This is a genomic window from Streptomyces sp. SJL17-4, assembly GCF_036826855.1.
GTDB lineage: Bacteria > Actinomycetota > Actinomycetes > Streptomycetales > Streptomycetaceae > Streptomyces.
This window is the reverse complement of sequence record NZ_CP104578.1, coordinates 6,936,476-6,960,204: the sequence shown is the minus strand read 5'-3', so window position 1 is coordinate 6,960,204 and position 23,729 is coordinate 6,936,476. Positions and strand designations below refer to the sequence as shown.

Here is a 23,729-nt window from a genome sequence, read left to right as displayed (position 1 = left end):
CATTTCCGCGCTGCTCAGCCCAGGCGCAGATGGTGGAGCATCAGCAGCCCGGCGGCCATGTTCGCGGCCGGGACCTCGCCCCGGGCGATCATGTCGGGGACCTGTTTCAGCGGTACCCAGGCCCGCCGTGAGGACTCGAAGGCGTCCTCGGGCGGTCCGGTGTAGGTGGCCGTCTCCGCCCAGTAGAGGTGGTGACGGGCGTCGGTGAGGCCGTTGGACGGCTCGACGGTGAGGAGATGGCGCAGCGGCCCCGGCCGCCAGCCGGTCTCCTCCTCCATCTCACGGGCGGCGGCGGCTTCGATCTCCTCTCCGTCCTCGACGACTCCTGCGGCCAGCTCCCAGCCCCAGCTGTCGGTGATGAAACGATGGCGCCAGAGCATCAGGACTTCGTCGGCCTCGCTGACGGCTGTCGCGACGGCGACCGGACGGAGCCGGATCAGATAGTGGTCGAGGTGGCGGCCGTCCGGGAGTTCGACGTCCGCGAGGTTCACCTGGAACCAGCGATTCTCATAGACAGAGCGTTCGCTCAGTTTCGTCCACTGCACGTTCTTGCCACCTTCCGACTGGTCGGTGCTTGTTTGGTGGCAATATCGCAGCAGCTTGCGGCTCACAGGGGAACGCGCAGCGCCCCGTCAATGAGCGCCGCCGCCTCCCGGGCATCGCCTCCGCCGCTGGCGAGAAGATGCTCCCGCACCTGGCGCAGCCGGTCGCGCAGCCGCCGCGACTCCATCCCCCGCGCACGCTCGGTCATCTCCACGGCCGTCCGCGCCGCCCCGTCCGCCTCCCCCTGGCGCAGCTCGATCTGACACAGCATGGCGAGCCGGTGCACCCGGCCCCGGTCGTGCGAGGGCGCCCCCACCGCCATCGACGCGTGCTCATGGGCCGCGGTGAGATCACCCAGACTGAGCAGGGCCTCGGCGACCTGGACGTTGACGAGCCCCGGCTGGACGTAACCCGTCTCGGCCGGCTCGTCCCCCGGGCTGATCCGCTCGGCCGCGGCCTCGGCCCGCCGGATGCAGGCCAACGCGGCCGCCCCGTCGCCCAGATGCGCGTACGCCTTCGCCTGCATCGCCGTCAGATCGGCGGCGAGCGCCGGAGTGATCTGCCGCCCGGCCGCCCGCAGCGCCGCCTCCGCGAACGCCACCGCCTGCCGGTACTCCCCCATGAACAGCGACTGGTTGACGAGGAGCGCGATCACATAGGCGCCGAGCCCCCGGTCCCCGCTCGCCTTCGCGAGCCGCAGCGCCTGGTGGAAGTAGCGCTGGGCGAGACCGTGCGCGTCGGCGTCGTAGGCGCAGATACCGGCCACCGCGACGAGTCCGCCGGTGGCGCGGTGCAGCCGACGGCCGAGGGCGTCGCTGTACGAGCCCCGCAGCAGCGGCGCCGTCTCGGCGGTGAGGAAGCCGACGATCCGGGCGCGGGTCGCGACGCCCCCGGTCTTGCGGTACATCTGCTCGTAGTGGGTCCGGGCGGCGCTCAGCACGGTGATGTCGGCGGCGGAGACCGTCGTGCGGCCGATCCGGGAGACGTCCACGTCCTCCGGCGGGTTCTCCCACTCCCATACGGGCATCACGGCCGGTGTGCCCGTCACGGCGGGCGCGGCGACTATGTGCGGCCGCTGCTGCTCGTCGGACCGCCACAGGGCGGCCGCGCGCTCCACGAACCCGGAGAGCGGCGAACCGACCGCGAGCACGGGCCCGTCGGGCACGCCGAAGCCGATGTCGTCCAGGGTCACCTGCCGGTGCAGCCGGGCGGCGAGCACCTCGCAGATCAGGTCCGGCACCTGTCCGCGCGGCCGCTGGCCCTTCAACCAGCGGGCCACGGCGGTGTGTTCGTAGCGCAGGGTGAGGCCCCTGGTCCGGCCGGCCCGGTTCACATGGGCGGCGAGGCCGGCGTTAGAGACGCCCGCTTCGTCGAGCAGGGCGTCGAGCAAGGTATTGGGCTGCATGACCGCTCCGGTCGCTCCGGTCGCGCGGGCCGCTCGGCTCGAGCGCGGTGAACTCAGCGTAGCGGTGGCCGAATTCGTACGGGACGAACCTGCGCGGAGGACGCCCTTCGGGTCAACACGACGTGGACGGTTTCGCACGGGGTGTGAATGAAGTACTCGTTCTTCCGGTCCGCGTACTCTGCCGTGCTCGTCCCCGTACCGCTTGACTGTGCTTCTCGCCGCAAGGCGATGACCGGGCCGCCGGCTCCCCCTCAATCAGTGCGGCCGCCCGGTCCGTGTCGCCCGCCCCGCCGATCTGCCCGACACTCCGTGGCGGGGCGGGCGACGCCGGCCCCGGCCCCCTCCGCTCAACAGTGGGTGGAGGGGGCGGGCCGGGGGCGGCGCAGCCCGGGTTCGGCGGGCTGCGCCGGCACCCGGACACGGTCGTTGCGTACGACGAGGAGGGCGACGTCGTCGGTGAGCCGCCCGCCCGTGTGGTGCAGCAGAGCGGTGTGGACCTCGCGGACGAGCGCTTCGGGCGCCGCACCGCACATCCCGGCCAGCACGGTGTCGAGCGCGAAGAACCGGCCCCGGTGGTCACGGGCCTCCTCGGCCCCGTCGGTGTGCAGGACGAGCGTCTCACCGGGCGTCAACCGGGCCGCGGTGTACGGCGCGAGGACGGTGGGCAGCGGCAGGACCCCGAGCGGGGGCAGCGGGTCGCCGACGGGAAGCCGCTCCACCGTGCGCCCGAGGCGGTACGGCCCGGGGTGGCCGTAGTTGAGCACGGAAAGCCGCCCGTCGGGCCGGACCTCCAGCAACAGCAGGGTCACGAACTCCTCCGCCGCCGGATGCTCGGGCGCCGTCCCGGCCCGCGCCGGGTGCTCGTCCCGCGCCCGCTCCCGCAGATGCCGCTCCAGGGCCCGCTCAAGTCGCCGCAGCACCCCGCCGAGCTCGGCCTCGTCATGCGCGGCCTCACGAAAACTCCCGAGCACGGCGACCACCGCGCCCAGGGCGGCGAGACCGTGCCCCCTGACGTCCCCGATGACGATCCGGATTCCGTACGGGGTGGCGACCGCCTCGTACAGGTCGCCCCCGACGGACGCGCCCCGGGAGGCCGACAACTGCCCGGCCGCCAGCGACAGTCCGTCGAGACGGGCGGGCGGCGGCCGCAGCAGCACCTGCTGGGTGGCGACGGCGACGGCCCGAACGAGCGCCAACTCCCGTGCGAGCCCGCGCCGCAGACCGAGCACCAGACCGATGCCGACGGTGAGAAAGACGACACTCGTGGCGATCCTCATCGGCAGTCCGGGCTGCCGGGCCAGCGGACAGCCGAACTTCCACGCCACGGCCACCGCACCCCACACGGTGGGAAGAGCGAGCGGGGCCAGCCGGCGGAGCCGGGAGCCATCGGAGACCAACGACCTCGTACGGATCATGCACGGCCCTTCCCGAGCCCCGACAGCGCCCGAAGGCCCTGCTGCACACAGGTCCGCCCCTGCGGCCGCGTCGATTCTGCCGACCGGGCACCCCACCACGGAACACCCTGCGACGATCTCACCCGAAGGAGTGAGCGCCGTAGGCGCGCCGCCCTCCGCCAGCCCTCCGCCACGCGCACACGCGGACGCGTCCCGCTCCCCTGTGCGGCACTTCGGGCTCCGGAAACGGCGGAGGGCCGCCCCGGGGAATCCCCGGGGCGGCCCTCCCGCTGTCGTGCTCGGGCGTCAGGCGCCGCGCAGCACCGCGCCCGTGCGCTCGGACGCCAGGGCCACGGCCGCGTCGCGGGCCGCGGTGGCCTCGTCGACCGTGAGCGTGCGGTCCTCGGCGCGGAACTTCAGGGCGTACGCCAGGGACTTGGTTCCCTCGCCGAGCTGGTCGCCGGTGTAGACGTCGAACAGCCGGATGGACTCGAGGAGTTCACCCGCGCCCTCGGTGAGGGCGGCCTCGACCTCGGCGGCCGGGACGTTGCCCGCGACGACCAGGGCGACGTCCTGGGTGGCCACCGGGAAGGAGGAGATACGGGGTGCCTTCACGGGGCCCTCGTTCGCCTTCTCCAGGCGGTCCAGGTCGATCTCCATCGCGCAGGTGCGGGCCGGCAGGCCGAAGGCCTTGACCACGCGCGGGTGGAGCTCGCCTGCGTGGCCGACGAGGACCTTCTCGCCGTCCACCTCGACGTGGAACGCGGCGCAGCGGCCCGGGTGCCACGGGGCGTGCTGGTCGGCGCTGATGATCAGCTCGACCCCGGCCTCGGCGGCCACGGTCCGGCCGGCCTCGACCGCGTCCGCCCAGTCGGACGGACGGCCCTTGCCCCACCAGCCGGCCTGCTCGCGCGCACCGGCGAGCACGACGGCGGCGCGGCGCGGCTGCGCGGGCAGCACGGCGTTGACCGAGGCGATCTCCTCGTCGGTGGGGCGGCGGTCGACGGGCAGCCGGGCGGCGACGCCCGGCTGTCCCTCCGGCCGGAAGACCAGACCGGTCTCGAAGAGCGCCAGGTCGTGGCTGCCGCGGCTGTCGTTCCGGCGCAGCGCGCCGAGCAGGCCCGGCAGCAGCGTCGTACGGAGCGCGGGCTCCTCGTCCGAGAGCGGGTTGACCAGCTTCACGAGCCGACGACGGGCGTCGTCCGCGTCGAGGCCGAGGTTGTCGAGGGCCTGCTCCCCGATGAACGGGTAGTTCAGCGCCTCGACGTAGCCGGCGCCGGCCAGGGCGCGGCCCACGCGGCGGTGGACGCGCTGGCGCTCGGTGAGCCCGCGGCCGGCCGGGGGCTTCGGCAGCGTGGAGGGCAGGTTCTCGTAGCCCTCCAGACGGATGACCTCTTCGGCGAGGTCGTTCGGCACGTAGAGGTCGGGACGCCACGACGGGACGGTGACGACGAGCTCGTCCTGGCCGTAGACGTCGCAGCCGACCTCCTGGAGGCGGCGGACGACGATCTCGCGGCCGTAGGCGACACCCGCGACCTTGTCGGGGTGGTTCGCCGGCATGGTGATGGAGTGCGGCGCGGAGGGGGCGGCGATCTCGGTGACGCCGGCCTCGGCCGTGCCCCCCGCGAGGAGCACGAGCAGGTCGACCGTGCGCTGCGCCGCGGCGGCGGCGGCCTGCGGGTCGACGCCGCGCTCGAAGCGCTTGGACGCCTCGGAGGACAGCTTGTGCCGGCGGGCCGTGCGGGCGATCGAGATCGCGTCGAAGTGCGCGGCCTCGATGACGACCTCGGTGGTGCCGGTGACGATGCCGGTCTCCGGGTCGGTCACCGGGTCGGCGATCTCCGTGTCGGCGCCGCCCATGACGCCCGCGATCCCGATGGGGCCGCGGTTGTCGATGATGACCAGGTCACCCGAGTCGAGGACGCGCTTGGCGCCGTCGAGCGTGGTGATCTTCTCGCCCTCGGCGGCGCGGCGGACGCCGATGGGGCCGTCGATCCGGGTGCGGTCGTAGGCGTGCAGCGGCTGGCCGAGCTCGATCATCACGTAGTTGGTGATGTCGACGGCGAGCGAGATCGGGCGCATGCCGACCTTCTGCAGGCGGCGCCGCAGCCAGATGGGGCTGCGGGCCTCGGGGTCGAGGCCGACGACCGTACGGGCGGTGAAGCGGTCGCAGCCGATCGGGTCGGTGACCCGGACCGGGTAGCCGTACGAGTTGGGCGCGGGCACATCGAGCAGCGCCGGGTCGCGCAGCGGCAGGCCGTACGCGATGGCGGTCTCGCGGGCGACACCGCGCATCGAGAGGCAGTAGCCGCGGTCCGGGGTGACGGCGATGTCGAGGACCTCGTCGTACAGCTCCAGGAGCTTCGTGGCGTCGATGCCGATCTCGAGCTCCGGCGGCAGCACGATGATGCCGTGGGTGCCGTCGTCGCCCATGCCGAGCTCGTCGCCGGAGCAGATCATGCCCCGGGAGACCCGGCCGTACGTCTTGCGCTCGGCGATCCGGAAGTCACCGGGGAGCACGGCGCCGGGCAGGGCAACGACGACCTTGTCGCCGGCGGCGAAGTTCCGGGCGCCACAGATGATCTCCTGGGGCTCGCCGGTGCCGTTGGCCTGGCCGACGTCGACGGTGCAGAAGCGGATGGGCTTCTTGAACTCCGTCAGCTCCTCGATGGTGAGGACCTTGCCGACCACCAGCGGGCCGGTCAGGCCGGCGCCGAGCTGCTCGACGGTCTCGACCTCGAGGCCTGCCGAAATGAGCTTGGCCTGGACGTCGCGGCCGGTCTCCGTCGCCGGCAGGTCGACGTACTCCCGCAGCCAAGAAAGCGGGACCCGCATCAGATCTCCATCCCGAACGGCCGGGTGAACCGGACGTCACCCTCGACCATGTTTCGCATGTCGTCGACGTTGTGGCGGAACATCAGCATCCGCTCGATGCCGAACCCGAAGGCGAATCCGCTGTACTTCTCGGGGTCCACACCGCAGGCGACGAGCACCTTCGGGTTGACCATGCCGCAGCCGCCCAGCTCGATCCAGCCCTCGCTGCCGCAGGTGCGGCAGGGGCGGTCCGGGTTGCCGACGGACTCGCCGCGGCACACGTAGCAGAGCATGTCCATCTCGGCGGACGGCTCGGTGAAGGGGAAGAAGTTCGGGCGCAGCCGGGTCTTCATGTCCGGGCCGAAGAGCGCCTGGACCATGTGGTCCAGGGTGCCCTTGAGGTCGGCCATGGTCAGGCCCTCGTCGACGGCGAGCAGCTCGATCTGGTGGAAGACCGGGGTGTGCGTGGCGTCGAGCTCGTCGGTGCGGTAGACGCGGCCGGGGCACACGACGTAGACCGGGGGCTCCCGGTCGATGAGCGTGCGGGCCTGGACCGGCGAGGTGTGCGTGCGGAGCACGACACCGGACTCGTCGCCGGTGGTGCCTTCCGGACCTTCGACGAAGAAGGTGTCCTGCATCTGGCGCGCCGGGTGGTCCGGTACGAAGTTGAGGGCGTCGAAGTTGAACCACTCCGCCTCGACCTCGGGACCCTCGGCGACCTCGTACCCCATGGAGACGAACACGTCGGAGACGCGCTCCATGAGCGTGGTCAGCGGGTGCCGGGCGCCGGCCGGGACGCGGTCGTACGGCAGGGTGACGTCGACGGCCTCCTCGACGAGGACGCGGGCGTCGCGCTCGGCCTCCAGCTCCGTCTGGCGGGCGGCGAGCGCCTTGGAGACGATGCCGCGGGCCTGGCCCACGATCTTTCCGGCGGCGGCCTTGGCCTGCGGGGGCAGGGCACCGATCTCCCGGTTGGCGAGCGCCAGCGGCGAGGTGCCACCGGTGTGCGCCGTCTTCGCGTGCGCGAGCGCGTCGAGGTCGCCCGCGGCGGCGAAGGCGGCGAGCGCCTCGTCCCGCATGCGCTCGATCTCTTCCGGTTTCAGTGCCTCGACCTCAACCGGGTCGTACGACTTATTGGGTGCGGACATCTCTTCCCGTGCTTCCGTTGGCTTGGCTGGGCGGCCCCGCTCGACGTCAAGGGCGCAAACGTGCCAAAGGACGAGTCTAACGGGGTGGGGGGATGCGAATGAGCCCGTGGGCGGCCCGGGCGGCTTTCGATCTCGTCCGATCCTGTCCGATCCGGTCGGACTTCGTACTGGATCTCGTCAGGCGAGATGGGCCGGGGTGCCGACGGGCAGCATAAATCGGAACTCGGCCCCGCCTCGGGGGCCCCTGCCGACGGTGATGGTTCCGCCGTGGGCCTCGACGACGCCCTTGACGATATAGAGGCCGAGCCCGGTGCCGCCGCGCTTGCTGCCCCGCCAGAAGCGGGTGAAGACGCGGCTCATCGACTCCTCGGGGATGCCGGGGCCCTCGTCGCTCACGGTGACCTCTGTCCCCTCTTCTCCGTCGGCGCACGTCCTGGCGGGTGCCACCTCGATGGTGACCGTTCCGTCGCCGTGGCGCACCGCATTTTCGAGGAGGTTCCCGAGGATCTGGTCGATCTTGTCGGGGTCGGCCCAGAGGGCGGGCAGCCCGGGCATGATCCGGACGAAGAACCGGTCCGGGGACTGGCCGCCGGTGATGTGCACCTGGACGTGCCGGCCGATGGCGGCGGCGATGTCGACGGGCTGGCGCCGCACTTCGAGCCGGCCGGAGTCGATCCGGGAGATGTCGAGGAGTTCGGCGATGAGCCGCTTGATGCGGCCCGCGTCGGCGTCGACGGTCTCCAGCATGAGCCGCTTCTGCTCGTCGTTGAACCGCTCCCACTTGCCGAGGAGGGTGGCGGTGAAGCCCTTGACGGAGGTGAGCGGGGAGCGCAGCTCGTGGGCGACGGTGGCGATGAGCTCGGCGTGGCTGCGCTCGGTGCGGCGGCGCGCCTCGGTGCCGCGCAGGCAGACCACGACCCGGCGGACCGGTCCGGTGGGGTGCTCGCGGACGTAGCGGGCGGAGACGAGGACCTCACGGCCGCCGGGCAGCAGCAGATTGCGCTCGGGCTGGCCGCGGCGGGTGGCGAGGCCGCCGTACGGGTCGGTCAGGGCCCACCAGCGGCGTCCCTTGAGGTCTTCGAGCGGCAGTGCCTGGTCGAGGGGGAGGCCGAGGGCCTTGTCGGCGGGGACCGCGGTGATACGGCCGGCGGCGGCGTTGAAGGTGACGACCCGGCCGGTCTCGTCGGCGACGACGAGCCCGTCGGGCAGGTCGTCGGGAAGCACACCGGCGAACCCGTCGGTGCCGGCCTGCTCCCGGGCGCCCGGTGCGGCCACCTGTTCCGGTGGTTCCTGGGCGTGCGGCGCGGTGCTCCGTGCCTGTGCGGGACTGTCCGTGCCGACCGTCATCCCCGTTCCCCACCCCTCCGTGTAGCGCAGTGGGCCCCCGAGTGCGTCACTCTACTGGGCGGGGAGGGCGGAATGGACCCCTCAGGCGGAGGTTCGGGGGCGCTGGGCGCGGGCGGAGGCGTACAGGCAGACCGCGGCAGCCGTCGCGAGGTTGAGGCTCTCGGCCTTGCCGTGGATCGGGACGCGGACGACGGCGTCGGCGAGGGCCCGGGTCTCCTCGGGCAGCCCCCAGGCCTCGTTGCCGAAGATCCAGGCGGTGGGCCCGCCCATGGTGCCCGCGTCCAGCTCGGCGTCGAGGTCGTCCTGACCGGCCCCGTCGGCGGCGAGGATCCGTACGCCCGCGCTCTTCAGCCCGGCGACGGCCTGCTCGACGGGGACGCCGACGGCGACCGGCAGATGGAAGAGGGACCCGACGGAGGCGCGGACGGACTTGGGGTTGTACAGGTCGACGGAGGCGTCGGTGAGGACGACCGCGTCGGCGCCGGCCGCGTCGGCGCAGCGCAGCACCGTGCCGGCGTTCCCGGGGTCCCGTACGTGGGCGAGGACGGCGACCAGCTTGGGGCGGGCCGCGACGATCTCCTCGAACGGCGAGTCGAGGAACCGGCAGACACCCACGAGCCCCTGCGGGGTGACGGTCTGGGAGACCTCGGCGAGGACGGCGTCGGAGGCGTGGTGGACGCGGGCCCCGGCGGCGAGTGCGGCCTCGATGATGGCGCTGTACCGCTCGGCGGCCTCGACGGTGGTGAAGAGCTCGACGAGCGTGGGCTCTCCGGTGGAGCCGCGGTGCTCGACGGCCTCACGGACGGCCTGCGGGCCCTCGGCGATGAAGAGGCGGTCCTTGCCCCGGAAGTTGCGCTTGGCGAGCCGCCGGGCGGCGACGACGCGCGGGGAACGCGGGGAGATCAGCTCGGGGGTGACCATGAGGTGAGGCGGTTCTCTCTTCGGTGCCGGGTGGCTTCGGGGTCCGGGACTTCTGGCTTCGGGAGCCGGGCCGGGGCTTCGGGTCCGGGACTTCTGGCTTCGGGTCCGGGGGCCGGGGCTTCGGGGCCGGCGGCGGTCGGGCCTGGGCGGCCCACCTCCACCGAACACCCTTCAGGGGGCAGACGCACCCGGACCCGCAGACGCGTGCGCGCCTGCGGGTCCGGGCAGAGGTACTGCGGCCTGGAAGATCAGGCGGCGGCCTTCGGGGCGTTGACGTCGGCCGGCAGAGCCTTCTGCGCGACCTCGACCAGCGCGGCGAACGCGTTGGCGTCGTTGACGGCCAGCTCGGCGAGGATCTTGCGGTCCACCTCGATGTTGGCGGCCTTCAGACCCTGGATGAGGCGGTTGTACGTCATGCCGTTCAGACGGGCAGCCGCGTTGATGCGCTGGATCCACAGCTGACGGAAGTCGCCCTTGCGCTTCTTGCGGTCGTTGTAGTTGTAGACCAGCGAGTGGGTGACCTGCTCCTTGGCCTTGCGGTACAGGCGCGAACGCTGACCGCGGTAGCCGGAGGCCGCCTCGAGGATCGCCCGGCGCTTCTTGTGGGCGTTGACTGCCCGCTTGACGCGTGCCACTTGTTAACTCCTTGTAGCGGGGTCGTGGTGGTCCTCACACGACCCGAAAAACGGATGGTTCCCGGTCTTGGCCGGAAGCTCTCGTCGCCGAGAGCGGGAGATCAAACTCAGATGCCCAGCATCTTCTTGATCTTGGCGGCGTCACCCGGGGCCATCTCGGCGTTGCCGGTGAGGCGACGCGTCAGCTTGGACGACTTGTGCTCGAGCAGGTGGCGCTTGCCGGCGCGCTCGCGCAGGATCTTGCCGGTGCCGGTGACCTTGAAGCGCTTCTTGGCACCGGAGTGCGTCTTGTTCTTCGGCATCGCGCCGTATCTCCTCGTCAGTGGCGCTCCCCACCGGTGCGGGCACCGGAGATCCGGGAGCGTCAATTCTTCGTTCGGTGGTTCCGGGCGGGGCCCGGGGCTGCCTGGTTGGCAGCCCCGCGGGTCACGCCTCGGGGGTCTCGGCCGGGGCTTCCGCCTCGACCTCGACGACCGGAGCCTCAGCAGCCTCGGTCTCTGCGGCCGGAGCCTCGGACGTCTCCTCGGAGGTGACGCCCTGGCGCTCGGCCTTGCGTGCGGCCTGGGCCTCACGCGCCTCGGCCATGGCCTCGGTCTTCTTCTTGTGCGGGCCGAGAACCATGATCATGTTCCGGCCGTCCTGCTTCGGGTTGGACTCGATGAAGCCAAGCTCCTCGACGTCCGACGCCAGCCGCTGCAGCAGCCGGAAACCAAGCTCGGGACGGGACTGCTCACGACCACGGAACATGATCGTGATCTTGACCTTGTCACCCTGCTTGAGGAACCGGACGACGTGACCCTTCTTGGTGTCGTAGTCGTGCGGGTCGATCTTCGGCCGGAGCTTCATCTCCTTGATGACCGTGTGCGCCTGGTTCTTGCGCGCCTCACGGGCCTTCATGGCCGACTCGTACTTGAACTTCCCGTAGTCCATGAGCTTGCACACGGGCGGACGGGCGTTCGCCGCCACCTCGACCAGGTCGAGGTCGTACTCCTGTGCGAGCTCCAGGGCCTTGGCAAGCGGAACAATCCCGACCTGCTCGCCGCTGGGTCCGACAAGTCGCACCTCGGGAACGCGAATCCTGTCGTTGATGCGGGGCTCGGCGCTGATGGATCCTCCTCGGTAGCACCACGCGACCGCCTGGCGGACGGACGCGCACGTCTGTTTCTGTGAGACCAACCGAGCCGGCACATGAAAAACGCCCCGGACGGGACACAGGCGGGGCTCCAGGGAAATACCGGAACACCGCCGCGGTCAACCGCGGGGCGCACATCGGGCGGCTCCATCGTCCGTACGGAACGATGGGCGCCACCTGACCGGTGACCCGCCACCCGCGAGGGTGGTCAGGTGGGAGTTCGGAGCCTCCACTTGTGGGCCGGGCACACACGTGTCCGGCCGGTCGTTACACAAGGTTAGCAGGACCCGGCGGTCTCCGCGAACCAAGGACCGGCATATCGTATGAGGCATGAGCGAGACGCCCCAGAACGAGTCCCCGGACTCCCCCGACACCGCCGATGCCCCCGACTTCGACGCCATGACCCGCGACATCGCGGAGGTCCCCGCGGTCGAGGTGATCGTGACCGTCGCCGTCAACCTGATGAGCGCCGCCGCGGTGAAGCTCGGACTCACCGAGGAGGGCGACAAGTACAAGGACCTCGACGAGGCCCGCAAGCTGGTGCACGCCCTCGCGGGCCTGCTCGACGCCGGCGCGACGGAGGTCTCGTCCTTCCACGCGGCTCCCCTGCGGGACGGCCTGAAGTCCCTCCAGCTCGCCTTCCGCGAAGCGTCCCTGATCCCGGACGAGCCGGGCCAGGGTCCGGGCGAGAAGTACACGGGGCCGGTGTACGGCTAGGACGTGGTCGGGGGCGGGGGTCGCCCAGCGGGAACCCTCGTCGCTTACCGCTTTACGTAGAAGGGCTCGCCGGGAGGCGTGGCCGAGGCCGGCAGGAGTGCCAGGTCGAGGCCGCGCACCAGGCGGGCCCTCAGTGTTTCGTCGGCGGCCAGGGCGCGGGCCACGCGCTGGGCGGCCTCCGCCGGGGAGCCGTCCCCGGCGAGGACCAGGGCGAGGGTTCCGTCGGCGGCACCGGGGCCGAGGTGGGCGCGGAGCACCGCGGGCTCGGCGGCGACGGCGGCCCGCACCGCTTCCCGTACGGCGGGGTCGTCGAGCGGGTCGGCACTCGTACGGCCCTCCGCGAGGGCGAGCAGGGCCGGGCCGGTCAGCTGGTACGGCACCGGGCCCGCGAGGTCGAGGACGACCGTGTCGGCCTTCTCGTGCGCGGCCGCCTGGAGCGCCTGGTGGAGCGGGACGGCGACGGGCCGGGCCTCCGGGTCCCACAGGGCGAGCGAGGCGATCGAGGTGAAGGCGGGCAGGGCGCGCCGGTCGCCGGCCGTGAGGGTGGGGACGGCCATGTCGCTGGTCTTCTCGCGGCGCAGGCCGTTCTCGTCGGTCTCGACCTCGCCGAGGACGGCGACGACGGGGACGAGCAGCCGGGCCTCCCGCAGTGCGTCGAGGACGGGGCCGTGGGCGGTTCTGTCCTCCGCCCAGGCCGCGAGGGCCGCGGCGAGCCGCGGGTCGGCGGTGCCGTCGTCGTCGGAGAAACCGGGGTCCGGGATGTTCTTGAGCGCCACGCACCGAGCCTAACCGCCGGGCGGGGCCGGTCGGTCCGCCGGGTCCCGGCGGCTCCGGCGAGGCGCGGCGCCGGCCGGTCCGGTGGGCGCCGGAGGGTCCGGTGGGCGCTAGCGGGTCCGGTGGGCGCGGTGGAGGATCACGGCGGTGAGGAGGAGCAGGGCGCCGAGGCCGCCGGTGAGGGGGGCGAGCAGGCCGACGGGGCGGCTCTCCTCGGGGGCGGGGAGCGGTCCGGGGCCGAAGTAGCGGCCCCGGTAGCCGGTGGCCGTGGTCTTGGGGTCGCCGCCCTTGATCTTCGCGCCGGCCTCGATCGCGGCGGCCGGGTCGACCGTCCCGTATCCCTTGGCGTCGCTGCGGCCGCCCTTGGGCCGGCTGCGGGCGGTGTCGATGAGGAGCTGCTTGACCTGGGCCGGGGTGAGGTCGGGGTGGGCGGAGCGGACGAGGGCGACGGCTCCTGAGGCGAACGCGGCGGCGGCGCTGGTGCCCCAGCCCTCGTAGTACCGGCGGTCGGGGTCGGCGATGGCGATGTCGACGCCGGGGGCGCTGACGGTGGCGTACCAGCGGCGGGTGGAGAAGGAGGCGTGGGTGCCGTAGCGGTCGACGGCGGTGACGGCGATGACGCCGGGGTAGGCGGCGGGGTAGGAGATGTGGTCGCCCTTCTCGCCGCCGTTGCCGGCGGAGGCGACGACGGAGACGCCCTTCGCGAGCGCGTACTGGACGGCGGCGTCCTCACCGGCGTCCGGGTGGGCGGACTTGGAGTCGTCGCCGAGGGACATGTTGATGACGTCGGCGCCGTGGTCGGCCGCCCAGCGGATGCCCTCGGCGAGGGCCGTGCCGCGGGTCTTGCGGGCCTTGTCGCGGGACTTGTCGGTGCCTTCGAGGATGACCCGGACGGGCATGATCCTGGCGTCGGGGGCGATACCGAGGACGCCGTCGCCGCCGTCGGGGCCGTGGCCGTGCCCGGCGATGATCCCGGCCATGGCGGTGCCGTGCCGGGCCCAGGCGCGGTCGCCCCGGGAGGCACCGAAGCCGACGAGGTCGCGGCCGGTGAGGACCGAGCCCTCGAGGTCGGGGTGCTCGGCGTCGACGCCGGTGTCGAGGACGGCGACGGTGATGCCCTCGCCCTTGGTGGTCCGCCAGGCTTCCGTGGTGTGGAGGGCCTGGAGGCCCCACTGGCGGGCCCTGATGGTGTCGGCGTACGCGGGTGTGGTGGTGGCGGGGAGGACGGCGAACGCGGTGGCGAGGAGGACGGCCGCGGGGGTACGGAGGCGGGTCACCGGGCGTCCTTCTCCTTGTCCTTCGCCGGCGGGGCGACGGCCGTGCGCAGCAGCTGCTCGAAGCGGACGGTGATGTTCTTGGCCTCGTGGCCGAGGCCTGACTGTGCGGTGGCGTCGGTACGGCCCGCGGTCATGGCGCGGTCGGCGGGCTGCGGGGCGTCGACGGCGCGCCCGTCGGCGAAGCCGGACACCGCGGTGACGACGACGGGGAGGTCGGTGGGGGCGTTCAGCCACCAGCTGGCCCGCTGCTTCGCACCGAAGCGGGCGGCGACGGTGCCGGGGCCGGGGAGCGCCGGGGGGACGTCCTGGCCGAGGCGGGTGGTGAGGCCCTGGCCGAGGGTGCGCTGCGTGGTGGGCTCGGCGCGGGTGAAGACGAGGCCGACGGTGATCACGCTGCTGGCGGTGGCGTCGGTGTACGTGGCGCGCAGGACGCGCTCGCAGCCGAGCGGCCGGAGGGTGGCGAGCAGGCCCTTGGCGAGGACGGCGGGCGTGCAGGCGGCGTCGGGGGCGACGACGATCCGGGTCCAGGTGCGGGCGGCGGCGCCCGGACCCGCGCCGGGTCCTGCGAGGGTGCGGGGGAAGAGGGTGTCGACGGGGGCGTTGTGCCAGAGGTCCTTGGCCTGGGTGTACCCGGCGGGTTCGGCGGGCTCCCCGGGCTCGGCGGCGGCCAGCCACACGCCGGTGAGGGCCCCGCCGATGAGCCCGATCCCGAGCACGGCGCAGACGCCGACGGCGAGGGCCCGCCCGGTCCGCCGCTCCCGCACGGGCCGAAGCCGGGTGGTGGTCTCGAAGGAAGTCTCGGGCGGCAGGGCGGCGGCGGGGGCCCGGTGGGCCCCGTGACCGTGGGGGTGGCCGAACGGGGTGCTGTGCGGCCGGGCGTGATGGGTCACCGCCCGAGGAAGCGGACCGGCGGACGCGGCCGCTTGCGCGGGAGCGACCGGGGCGAAACCGGAGGCGGCGGGCTCGGGAGCCACCCGGGCGGCGAAACCGGAGGCGGCGGGCACGGGGGCCGCCGGGCGGGACGCAGGCCGGGCGGGCGCGGGGGCCGCAGTCGGCGCGGGTCGCGGATCCGGAGCGGTGGGACCGGCTGTCGGACGCGGCGGGGCGGCGGACGCGGGGCGGGACGAGGCGGGCGCCGCCGTCTCCGCGGGACGCGGGTGGAGGGCAGCGGGGCCTCCGGTCGGACGCGGCAGACCGGCGGACGCCGGCCGAGGCGAGGCGGGCGCCGCCGTCCCCGCAGGTCCCGGATCGGGGGCGGCGGGACCTGCGGCCGGACGCGGCAGACCGGCGGACGCCGGCCGAGACGAGGCGGGCGCCGCCGTCCCCGCAGGTCCCGGATCGGGGGCGGCGGGACCTGCGGCCGGACGCGGCAGACCGGCGGACGCCGGCCGAGACGAGGCGGGCGCCGCCGTCCCCGCAGGTCCCGGATCGGGGGCGGCGGGACCTGCGGCCGGACGCGGCGGAGCGGCGGACGCCGGCCCGGACGTGGCCGACGCCGCCGTCTCCGCGGGTCGCGCATGGGGGGCTGCGGCCGGACGCGGCGGAGCGGCGGGGGCGGGCCGGAATGCGGCGGGGGCGGGCTGCCAGGGCTCGCCGGGCGTCGGAGCTGTGGGAGCGGGCATCGGTGGGCTCGGAGTGGCGGACGCAGCACCCGCAGCGGTGGCCGCCGGAGAGCGAGGCGATGTGTCGGCTTCCCCCGAGCCCATCGCTGCGGGGGTGGCTTCCGGAGCCGGAGGAGCCGCCGGGTGGGACGGAGCCGGAGCCGGCGGGTGGGGCGGGGTCGGCGGAGCGGTGTTCGGGCGGGATGGTGTCGCGGCGGCCGTACCGGCGGGGCCCGTCGCGGGGCGAGGCCGTGCGGTGGACGGGGTCGGGGGACCCGTCACCGGGGGCATCGGCTGCGCGGCTCCCGAGCCTGCCCCAGGCGGAGCCGTCGGCGCCGGGGCGCCGGCCGTCGGGGGCGTGGGGTCGGCCACCGGGCGGGTGGGGCCGGTCGTCGGGCGGGGGACGGACTCGGGCGGCCTCGGCGCGCTGACGGGGGCTGTCGCGGCCACCGGTCCGCCCCGTGGCGGCGGCGGGTCTTCCGGCCTGATCGGTCGCAGCCGGGTCGTCATCTCCATCTCGGACGGGGCCGGGGCCGGCTCCGGTCGGAGGAGGGCGTCCGTGATGCGGGAGGTCGTGCCGGGGCGCTGTTCGCCGGTCATCCCCGTCCCCCCGCTCGTGTCGACAATGCCCGTCACTCTACGGGCTGTTCCCCCTGGTACGGGAACCCAGGGGCTACCCACCCGTAAACCGGTCTGGCAAGCTCGGGCCATGACTCCCCGTGCCGCCGACCGGGCCCGTTACGACCGGGCCACCGCTCATCTCGACGCGCCCGTGGCGATCGTCGATCTTGAGGCCTTCGACGCCAACGCGGACGACCTCGTGCGCCGGGCCGGCGGCAAGCCGATCCGGGTCGCGAGCAAGTCCGTGCGGTGCCGGGCGCTCCTTGAGCGGGTGCTGGCGCGGGAGGGTTTCGCCGGGATCATGTCGTTCACGCTCGACGAGTCGCTGTGGCTGGCCCGCGCCGGGTTCGAGGACGTGCTCCTCGCCTATCCGTCGGCCGACCGCACCGGCTTCGGCGAGCTGGCGCGCGATCCGAAGCTGGCCGCCGCCGTGACCGTGATGGTCGACGACGTGGCGCAGCTGGATCTGATCGACGCCTCCCGCGCGGGCGGGACGGAGGAGGTCCGGGTCTGTCTGGAGCTGGACACGGCGCTCAGCCTCCTCGGCGGCCGGATCCGGGTCGGTGCCCGTCGCTCCCCGCTGCGCGAGCCCGCGCAACTGGCGGAGCTGGCCCGTTCGGTGGTGCGGCGCCCCGGGTTCCGGCTGGTCGGGATCATGGCGTACGAGGGGCATGTCGCGGGTGTCGGGGACGCGGTCGCGGGCCGGCCGCTGCGGTCGCGGGCGATCCGGCTGATGCAGGCGGCGGCTCGCAGGGAGCTGGCCGAGCGCAGGGCGGCCGTGGTGCGTGCCGTCCGGGCCGTGGCGCCGGACCTGGAGTTCGTGAACGGCGGCGGCACCGGGAGCGTGCAGCACACCGCCGCCGAGGCCGCGGTGACGGAGATCGCCGCGGGTTCGGGGCTCTTCGTGCCACGGCTCTTCGACAACTACACCTCGTTCAGCGGGCGGCCCGCGGCTCTCTTCGCGCAGCCCGTCGTCCGCCGGCCGGGGGTGGGGGTGGTGACCGTCCTCGGAGGCGGCTATCCGGCGTCCGGGGCCGCCGGGCCCGACCGGCTGCCCGTGCCGTACCTGCCGGAGGGACTGAAGTACGACCCCCAGGAGGGTCCGGGCGAGGTGCAGACCCCGCTGATCGGCTCGCCCGCCGACGATCTGCGGATCGGCGACAAGGTGTGGTTCCGGCACGCGAAGGCCGGTGAGCTGTGCGAGCGGTTCGCGAGTCTGCGGCTGATCGAGGGTGATCGGATCACCGCGACCGTGCCCACCTACCGGGGCGAGGGCCAGACCTTCCTCTAGACCCGCGATCAGGCCAGGGATCACGGCGGCCGGGCATCGTGCGCGATGCCCGGCCGCCGTGCGCCGTGAGGCCTGGCCTGGTGACTGGGCCTAGAGCGGTGTCACGTACGCGCCGGCGATGCCCCCGTCGACCAGGAAGTCGCTGGCGTTGACGAAGGACGAGTCGTCGCTCGCGAGGAAGGCGACCGCGGCCGCGATCTCCTCCGCCTCGGCGAAACGGCCGACCGGGATGTGGACCAGGCGGCGCGCGGCCCGCTCGGGGTCCTTGGCGAACAGCTCCTGGAGGAGCGGGGTGTTCACCGGTCCGGGGCAGAGGGCGTTGACGCGGATGCCTTCGCGGGCGAACTGCACGCCGAGCTCGCGGGACATCGCGAGCACGCCGCCCTTGGAGGCGGTGTACGAGATCTGGCTGGTGGCCGCGCCCATGAGAGCGACGAAGGAGGCGGTGTTGATGATGGAGCCCTTGCCCTGGCGGCGCATGTAGGGCAGGGCGGCCTTGCAGCAGAGGTAGACGGAGGTGAGGTTGACGTCCTGGACGCGCTTCCAGGCCTCCAGGCCGGTCTCCAGGATGGAGTCGTCGTCGGGCGGTGAGATGCCGGCGTTGTTGAAGGCGATGTCGACGGAGCCGTAGGTGTCGAAGGCGGTCTTGAACAGCGCCTCGACCTGATCGGGGTCGGTGACGTCGACCTGGACGAAGGTTCCGCCGACCTCCTCGGCGGCGGCCTTGCCTGCGGTCTCGTCGATGTCGCCGCAGACGACGTTGGCGCCCTCGGAGGCGAAGCGGCGGGCGGTGGCCAGGCCGATGCCGCTGCCGGCTCCGGTGATGACGGCGGTACGGCCGACCAGTCGGCGGCAGATGATCTCGTTGCTCACAGTGCGGGGCCCTCCGTGCTGATGAAGACGTTCTTGGTTTCGGTGAAGGCGGTCAGTGCGTCGGGGCCGAGTTCGCGGCCGAGGCCGGACTGCCGGTAGCCGCCGAACGGGGTCCAGTAGCGGACGCTGGAGTGGGAGTTGACGGAGAGGTTGCCGGCCCGGACGCCGCGGGAGGCGCGCAGGGCGCGGCCGACGTCCCGGGTCCAGATGGAGCCGGACAGGCCGTACTCGGTGGCGTTGGCGAGGCGGATCGCGTCGGCCTCGTCCTCGAAGGGGAGGACGACGGCGACGGGTCCGAAGACCTCCTCGACGGCGCAGGGGGCGTCCTCGGAGACGTCGGTGAGGACCGTCGGCGGGAACCAGAAGCCGGGGCCCTCCGGGGCCTTGCCGCGAATGCCGGGGAGGTCGTCCGTCACGTAGGAGCGGACGCGGTCGAGCTGGGCGCGGGAGATGAGCGGGCCCATCTGGGTGCGCTCGTCGGCGGGGTCGCCGACGACGATCTCCTCGATGGCGGGGGTGAGCAGCTCCATGAAGCGGTCGTACGCGCTCCGCTGGACGAGGATGCGCGTACGGGCGCAGCAGTCCTGGCCGCTGTTGTCGAGGAACGACATGGGCGTGGCCGCTGCGGCGGCTTCGAGGTCGGCGTCGGCGAAGACGATGTTGGGGCTCTTGCCGCCGAGTTCGAGCGTGACGCGCTTCACCTGGTCGGCGCACTTCGCCATGATCGACTTGCCGACCCTGGTGGAGCCGGTGAAGACGATCTTGGCTACGCCGGGGTGTTCGACGAGGGCGTTGCCCGCGACCCGGCCGGTGCCGGGGAGGACCTGGAAGAGACCTTCGGGCAGGCCCGCCTCCAGGGCGAGTTCGGCGAGCCGGAGCGCGGTGAGCGGGGTGGTCTCGGCGGGCTTGAGGAGGACGGCGTTGCCGGCGGCGAGGGCGGGCGCGGTGGCCCAGGCGGCGATCGGCATGGGGAAGTTCCAGGGGGCGATGACGCCGACGACCCCGAGCGGTTCGAGGATCGTGACGTCCAGGCCGCCGGCCACCGGGATCTGGCGCCCGTTGAGGCGCTCCGCTCCCCCGGCGGAGAAGTCGAGCAGGTCGCGGACGTTGCCGGCTTCCCAGCGGGCGTTGCCGATGGTGTGGCCCGCTTCGGTGACTTCGAGCCGGGCCAGTTCCTCGACGTGGTCGTCGACGACGGCGGCGAAGCGGCGGAGCACCCGGGCCCGGTCGGCGGGCGCGGCTGCGGCCCAGCCGCGCTGGGCGCCGGCGGCCCGGGCGACGGCGGCGTCCACGTCGGCCGGGGTGGCGGCGGGGACGGTGGCGACCGGCTCCTCGGTCGCCGGGTTCAGTACCTGGAGCAACTCAGTCCTCTCAGAAGCGTTCGCGGGGGCTGCCCGGATCAGTGGCGTTCGAAGGAGCGGCGCAGTTCCCAGTCCGTCACGGCCGCGTCGAAGGCGTCGAGTTCGACGCGGGCCATGTTGCGGTAGTGGGCGACGACCTCGTCCCCGAAGGCGGCCTTGGCGATCTCGCTGGTCTCCCAGAGTTCGGCGGCCTCGCGCAGGGTGGTGGGCACGTGCGCGTACTCGGCGGTGTAGGCGTTCCCGGTGCAGGGCTCGGGGAGTTCGAGCTGCTGCTCGATGCCGTACAGCCCGGCGGCGACCAGGCCCGCCACGGCGAGGTACGGATTGACGTCGCCGCCGGGGAGGCGGTTCTCGAAGCGGGTGGAGCGGCCGTGGCCGACGACCCGGAGCGAGCAGGTGCGGTTGTCGTGGCCCCAGGCGACGGCGGTGGGCGCGAAGGAGCCGGGCTGGAACCGCTTGTAGGAGTTGATGTTGGGGGCGTAGAGGAGGGAGAAGTCACGGAGGGCGGCGAGCTGTCCGGCGAGGAAGTGCCGCATGATCGCGGACATGCCGTGCGCGTCGTCGCCCGCCATCACGTTCGTTCCCTCGGCGTCCTGGAGGGAGAGGTGGATGTGGCAGGAGTTGCCCTCGCGCTCGTTGTACTTCGCCATGAAGGTGAGCGAGTAGCCCTCCTGGGCGGCGATCTCCTTGGCGCCCGTCTTGTAGACGGCGTGTCCGTCGCAGGTGGCGAGGGCCTCGTCGTACTTGAAGGCGATCTCGTGCTGGCCGGGGTTGCACTCGCCCTTGGCGGACTCGACGGTGAGTCCGGCGCCGGTCATCTCGTTGCGGATGCGGCGCAGGAGGGGTTCGATGCGTCCGGTGCCGAGGACGGAGTAGTCGATGTTGTACTGGTTGGCGGGGGTGAGGCCGCGGTAGTTCGCGTCCCAGGCCTGCTCGTAGCTGTCCTTGAAGACGATGAACTCGAGTTCGGTGCCGACGTGGGCGGTGAATCCGTGCTCCGCCAGGCGCTCCAGCTGGCGGCGGAGGATCTGACGGGGTGCCGCGACGACGGGGGTGCCGTCGGCCCAGGCGAGGTCCGCGGTCACCATGGCGGTGGCCTCGTTCCAGGGGAGGCGGCGGAGGGTGGTGAGGTCGGGGTGCATCGCGAAGTCGCCGTAGCCGCGGTCCCAGGAGGACATCTCGAAGCCGTCGACGGTGTTCATCTCGGTGTCGACGGCCAGGAGATAGTTGCAGCCCTCGGTGCCGTGGCCGAGTACCTCGTCCAGGAAGAACGGGGCGGCGAACCGCTTGCCCTGGAGCCGCCCCTGCATGTCGGGGAAGGCCAGGACGACGGTGTCGATCTCGCCGCTCGCGACGAGGGCACGGAGCTCCTCGACGGTGAGCGGGGGTTTGCGGTCTGCCACGGGATTGCTCCTCCTTCGGCCTGCCGGAAGCCATAAGGTATTGCGGAAGACCATTGCTTGGGAAGTGCTGACGAAGGGGAATCGACAACGTGGCCAGTACGAGTGAATCGGCGGACCGGCTGACGCCCGTGCTGCGGCCGGTCCGGGCGGGCAACGGCTTCGAGGAGGCCCTGGAGCAGATCCTCCAGGTGGTACGGCTCGGGCTCGTGCCCGGCGGGGAGCGGCTGCCCGCCGAGCGGGAGCTGGCCGACCGGATGGGGATCAGCCGGGTGACCCTGCGCGAGGTCCTCAAGGTCCTCCAGGAGCAGGGCCTCGTGGAGAGCCGGCGCGGCCGCTACGGCGGAACGTTCGTGCTGCCCCGCGTCCAGACCGCCGACGAGGACGAGCTGCGCCGCCGGATCGCCACGGTCGACATGGAGGACACCCTGCGCTTCCGCGAGGTCCTGGAGGTCGGGGCGGCCGGGCTCTGCGCGGCCCACGGCCTCGACGCGGCGGGCGCCGAGCGGCTGCGGGCGGCCGTGGCGGCGACCCAGGACGCCCCGCTGGCCGATTACCGCCGCCAGGACACCCTGCTCCACCTCACTCTGGCCGAGCTCTCCGGCTCGCCGACGCTCACCGCGCAGTACGCCGCCGTCCGGGCGACCGTGAACGATCTGCTGGACTGCATCCCGCTGCTCGTACGCAACCTGGAGCACTCCCAGCACCAGCACACCGCCCTGGTGGAGGCGGTCCTCGACGGGGACGCGGACGCGGCGCGCGAGGTGATGCGGGAGCACTGCTCGGGGACGGCGGCGCTCTTGCGGGGCTTCCTGACATGAGACGGGCGTCCCCGGGTACGTGACCCGGAGGTACGGGCATCCCGGGGTACGTGACCCGAGAGGCGGGCGCCCCGGGGTACGTAACCCGAAAGTAACGCACGGGGGTTGCGCTCTCCCGTCGGCACCGCAAAGGTATGGCTCCAATCCATTGGGTCCGTTGCGGGGAGCTGACGCTGCCATGACGCTCGAAGAAGCCACCGGGAGTTCCGGAGGCACCACCCCACCGAAGGACGACTATCTGGAGCGACGCACGCTGCGCCGCGGCAGCGCCGGGTGGCTGCTGCTCACCGGGCTCGGCGTCGCCTACGTCGTCTCCGGGGACTTCTCCGGCTGGAACATCGGCCTCTCCAAGGGCGGCTTCGGCGGACTCGCCATCGCCACCGTCCTGATGGGCGCGATGTACGCCTGTCTGGTCTTCGCCCTCGCCGAACTCTCCGCCATCCTGCCCACCGCCGGCGGCGGTTACGGCTTCGCCCGCCGGGCGCTCGGCACCTGGGGCGGGTTCCTCACCGGCACCGCGATCCTCATCGAGTACATCCTCGCGCCCGCCGCGATCTCCATCTTCATCGGCGACTACGTCGAATCCCTCGGCCTGTTCGGCCTGGAGTCGGGCTGGCCCGTCTATCTGGTCTGCTTCGCCCTCTTCATCGGCATCCATCTGTGGGGCGTGGGCGAGGCCCTGCGCTTCAGCCTGATCGTGACGGCCGTCGCGGTCGCGGCGCTCGTCGTCTTCGCGCTCGGCGCCCTCACCGATTTCCACGTCGACGGCCTGAACGACATCCCGGTCGACGGCGAGGCCTTCGGAGCCAACTCCTGGCTGCCGTTCGGACTGCTCGGGATCTGGGCGGCGTTCCCCTTCGGCATGTGGTTCTTCCTCGGTGTGGAGGGCGTGCCGCTCGCCGCCGAGGAGGCGAAGGATCCGGTGCGGTCGATGCCGAAGGCGCTTGCGATCTCGATGGGCATCCTGGTGCTGCTCGCCGTGATGACCTTCTTCGCGGCAACCGGGGCGCGCGGTGCGGCCGCCGTCCAGGAGGCGGGAAACCCGCTGGTCGTGGCGCTCCAGGGCGACGGGGACCCGACCGCGCTCAGCCGCTTCGTGAACTACGCGGGCCTCGCCGGTCTGGTCGCCTCCTTCTTCTCCCTCATCTACGCCGGCTCACGCCAGCTGTTCGCCCTCTCCCGGGCGGGCTATCTGCCGCGCTTCCTCTCCCTCACCAGCCGACGCAAGTCGCCGTACCTGGGACTCCTCATCCCGGGCGCGATCGGCTTCGCGCTGGCCGCCGGGACCGGGGACGGGGCCCGGATGCTGAACATCGCCGTGTTCGGCGCCACCATCTCGTACGCCCTGATGGCGCTCTCCCACCTCGTGCTGCGGCGCCGCGAGCCGGGGCTGCACCGGCCGTACCGCACACCCGGCGGAATCGTCACCTCGTCGGTGGCCTTCGTCCTGGCCCTGTCGGCGCTCGTCGCGACCTTCCTGGTGGACCGGACGGCGGCGTTCATGGCACTGGGGGTGTACGCGATCGCCCTCGCCTACTTCGCGTTCTACAGTCGACATCATCTGGTGGCCAGGGCGCCGGAGGAGGAGTTCGCCGCGCTCGCGGCCGCCGAGGCCGAGCTCGCACGCGACTGACCGCCCGCCCGTCCGTCCGTC

General features: G+C 73.0%; 20 protein-coding genes. 4 read left to right on the top strand and 16 right to left on the bottom strand.

Annotation, left to right across the window (positions count from 1 at the left end; translation table 11 throughout):
- Positions 1 to 14 precede the first annotated feature (14 nt).
- The 10 genes from N5875_RS31325 to infC all read right to left on the bottom strand — a co-directional run bounded on the left by N5875_RS31325 (position 15) and on the right by infC (position 11,383).
- Positions 15 to 545 (bottom strand): NUDIX domain-containing protein, encoded by a 531-nt coding sequence (locus tag N5875_RS31325; RefSeq protein WP_318206863.1) that lies wholly within the window; start codon positions 543 to 545, stop codon positions 15 to 17.
- Positions 546 to 607: 62 nt separating this feature from the next.
- Entirely contained in the window at positions 608 to 1,948 is a 1,341-nt protein-coding gene (locus N5875_RS31320) for a transcriptional regulator (protein WP_318206864.1), read from the bottom strand.
- A gap of 347 nt (positions 1,949 to 2,295) precedes the next feature.
- Positions 2,296 to 3,363 carry a PP2C family protein-serine/threonine phosphatase gene (locus N5875_RS31315; protein WP_338497542.1) on the bottom strand — a complete coding sequence of 356 codons (1,068 nt, stop codon included), beginning with the start codon at positions 3,361 to 3,363 and terminating at the stop codon, positions 2,296 to 2,298.
- A 285-nt stretch (positions 3,364 to 3,648) separates the two neighbouring features.
- Positions 3,649 to 6,177, bottom strand: a complete 2,529-nt coding sequence (gene pheT / locus N5875_RS31310; RefSeq protein WP_318206866.1) for a phenylalanine--tRNA ligase subunit beta — start codon at positions 6,175 to 6,177, stop codon at positions 3,649 to 3,651.
- Positions 6,177 to 7,304 carry a phenylalanine--tRNA ligase subunit alpha gene (gene pheS, locus N5875_RS31305; protein WP_189832412.1) on the bottom strand — a complete coding sequence of 376 codons (1,128 nt, stop codon included), beginning with the start codon at positions 7,302 to 7,304 and terminating at the stop codon, positions 6,177 to 6,179. The genes pheT and pheS overlap by 1 nt, the downstream gene beginning before the upstream one ends.
- A gap of 177 nt (positions 7,305 to 7,481) precedes the next feature.
- Entirely contained in the window at positions 7,482 to 8,651 is a 1,170-nt protein-coding gene (locus N5875_RS31300; RefSeq protein WP_318206867.1) for an ATP-binding protein, read from the bottom strand.
- 81 nt (positions 8,652 to 8,732) lie between these two features.
- Positions 8,733 to 9,572 carry an RNA methyltransferase gene (locus N5875_RS31295; protein WP_030316091.1) on the bottom strand — a complete coding sequence of 280 codons (840 nt, stop codon included), beginning with the start codon at positions 9,570 to 9,572 and terminating at the stop codon, positions 8,733 to 8,735.
- Positions 9,573 to 9,820: 248 nt separating this feature from the next.
- A complete protein-coding gene (gene rplT, locus N5875_RS31290; protein WP_015032398.1) occupies positions 9,821 to 10,207 on the bottom strand; it encodes a 50S ribosomal protein L20 in 387 nt (128 codons plus the stop codon).
- Between the two features lie 107 nt (positions 10,208 to 10,314).
- Complete coding sequence (gene rpmI / locus N5875_RS31285) at positions 10,315 to 10,509, bottom strand: 50S ribosomal protein L35 (RefSeq protein ID WP_030316087.1); 195 nt, start codon at positions 10,507 to 10,509, stop codon at positions 10,315 to 10,317.
- Positions 10,510 to 10,633: 124 nt separating this feature from the next.
- Complete coding sequence (infC, locus tag N5875_RS31280) at positions 10,634 to 11,383, bottom strand: translation initiation factor IF-3 (RefSeq protein ID WP_318206868.1); 750 nt, start codon at positions 11,381 to 11,383, stop codon at positions 10,634 to 10,636.
- Positions 11,384 to 11,669: 286 nt separating this feature from the next.
- On the opposite strand from infC, the gene N5875_RS31275 reads away from it, so the two are divergent.
- Positions 11,670 to 12,056, top strand: coding sequence for a DUF1844 domain-containing protein (locus N5875_RS31275; RefSeq protein ID WP_318206869.1), 387 nt, complete (start codon positions 11,670 to 11,672; stop codon positions 12,054 to 12,056).
- Between the two features lie 44 nt (positions 12,057 to 12,100).
- Here the strand turns inward: N5875_RS31275 and N5875_RS31270 are convergent, their stop codons facing one another.
- The 3 genes from N5875_RS31270 to N5875_RS31260 form a co-directional block, all read right to left on the bottom strand.
- Positions 12,101 to 12,832 (bottom strand): SseB family protein, encoded by a 732-nt coding sequence (locus N5875_RS31270; RefSeq protein ID WP_318206870.1) that lies wholly within the window; start codon positions 12,830 to 12,832, stop codon positions 12,101 to 12,103.
- Between the two features lie 108 nt (positions 12,833 to 12,940).
- Positions 12,941 to 14,107, bottom strand: a complete 1,167-nt coding sequence (gene mycP / locus N5875_RS31265; protein ID WP_338497531.1) for a type VII secretion-associated serine protease mycosin — start codon at positions 14,105 to 14,107, stop codon at positions 12,941 to 12,943.
- Positions 14,104 to 14,997, bottom strand: coding sequence for a hypothetical protein (locus N5875_RS31260; RefSeq protein ID WP_338497529.1), 894 nt, complete (start codon positions 14,995 to 14,997; stop codon positions 14,104 to 14,106). The genes mycP and N5875_RS31260 overlap by 4 nt, the downstream gene beginning before the upstream one ends.
- A gap of 1,420 nt (positions 14,998 to 16,417) precedes the next feature.
- Between N5875_RS31260 and N5875_RS31255 the strand changes: the two genes are divergently transcribed.
- Entirely contained in the window at positions 16,418 to 17,620 is a 1,203-nt protein-coding gene (locus N5875_RS31255) for an amino acid deaminase/aldolase (protein ID WP_338497527.1), read from the top strand.
- Positions 17,621 to 17,710: 90 nt separating this feature from the next.
- On the opposite strand, the gene N5875_RS31250 is transcribed toward N5875_RS31255, so the two are convergent.
- Genes N5875_RS31250 through N5875_RS31240 form a run of 3 tightly spaced genes read right to left on the bottom strand, consistent with a single transcriptional unit; the run spans position 17,711 to position 21,257 of the window.
- Positions 17,711 to 18,493, bottom strand: a complete 783-nt coding sequence (locus tag N5875_RS31250; protein WP_338497526.1) for a 3-oxoacyl-ACP reductase — start codon at positions 18,491 to 18,493, stop codon at positions 17,711 to 17,713.
- Positions 18,490 to 19,854, bottom strand: a complete 1,365-nt coding sequence (locus N5875_RS31245; protein ID WP_338497525.1) for an aldehyde dehydrogenase family protein — start codon at positions 19,852 to 19,854, stop codon at positions 18,490 to 18,492. The genes N5875_RS31250 and N5875_RS31245 overlap by 4 nt, the downstream gene beginning before the upstream one ends.
- Before the next feature lie 38 nt (positions 19,855 to 19,892).
- Positions 19,893 to 21,257, bottom strand: a complete 1,365-nt coding sequence (locus tag N5875_RS31240; protein ID WP_338497523.1) for a glutamine synthetase family protein — start codon at positions 21,255 to 21,257, stop codon at positions 19,893 to 19,895.
- An 89-nt stretch (positions 21,258 to 21,346) separates the two neighbouring features.
- Between N5875_RS31240 and N5875_RS31235 the strand changes: the two genes are divergently transcribed.
- Positions 21,347 to 22,075, top strand: coding sequence for an FCD domain-containing protein (locus N5875_RS31235; protein ID WP_318206875.1), 729 nt, complete (start codon positions 21,347 to 21,349; stop codon positions 22,073 to 22,075).
- A 178-nt stretch (positions 22,076 to 22,253) separates the two neighbouring features.
- Positions 22,254 to 23,708 (top strand): ethanolamine permease, encoded by a 1,455-nt coding sequence (eat, locus tag N5875_RS31230; protein ID WP_338497522.1) that lies wholly within the window; start codon positions 22,254 to 22,256, stop codon positions 23,706 to 23,708.
- Positions 23,709 to 23,729: the final 21 nt, after the last annotated feature.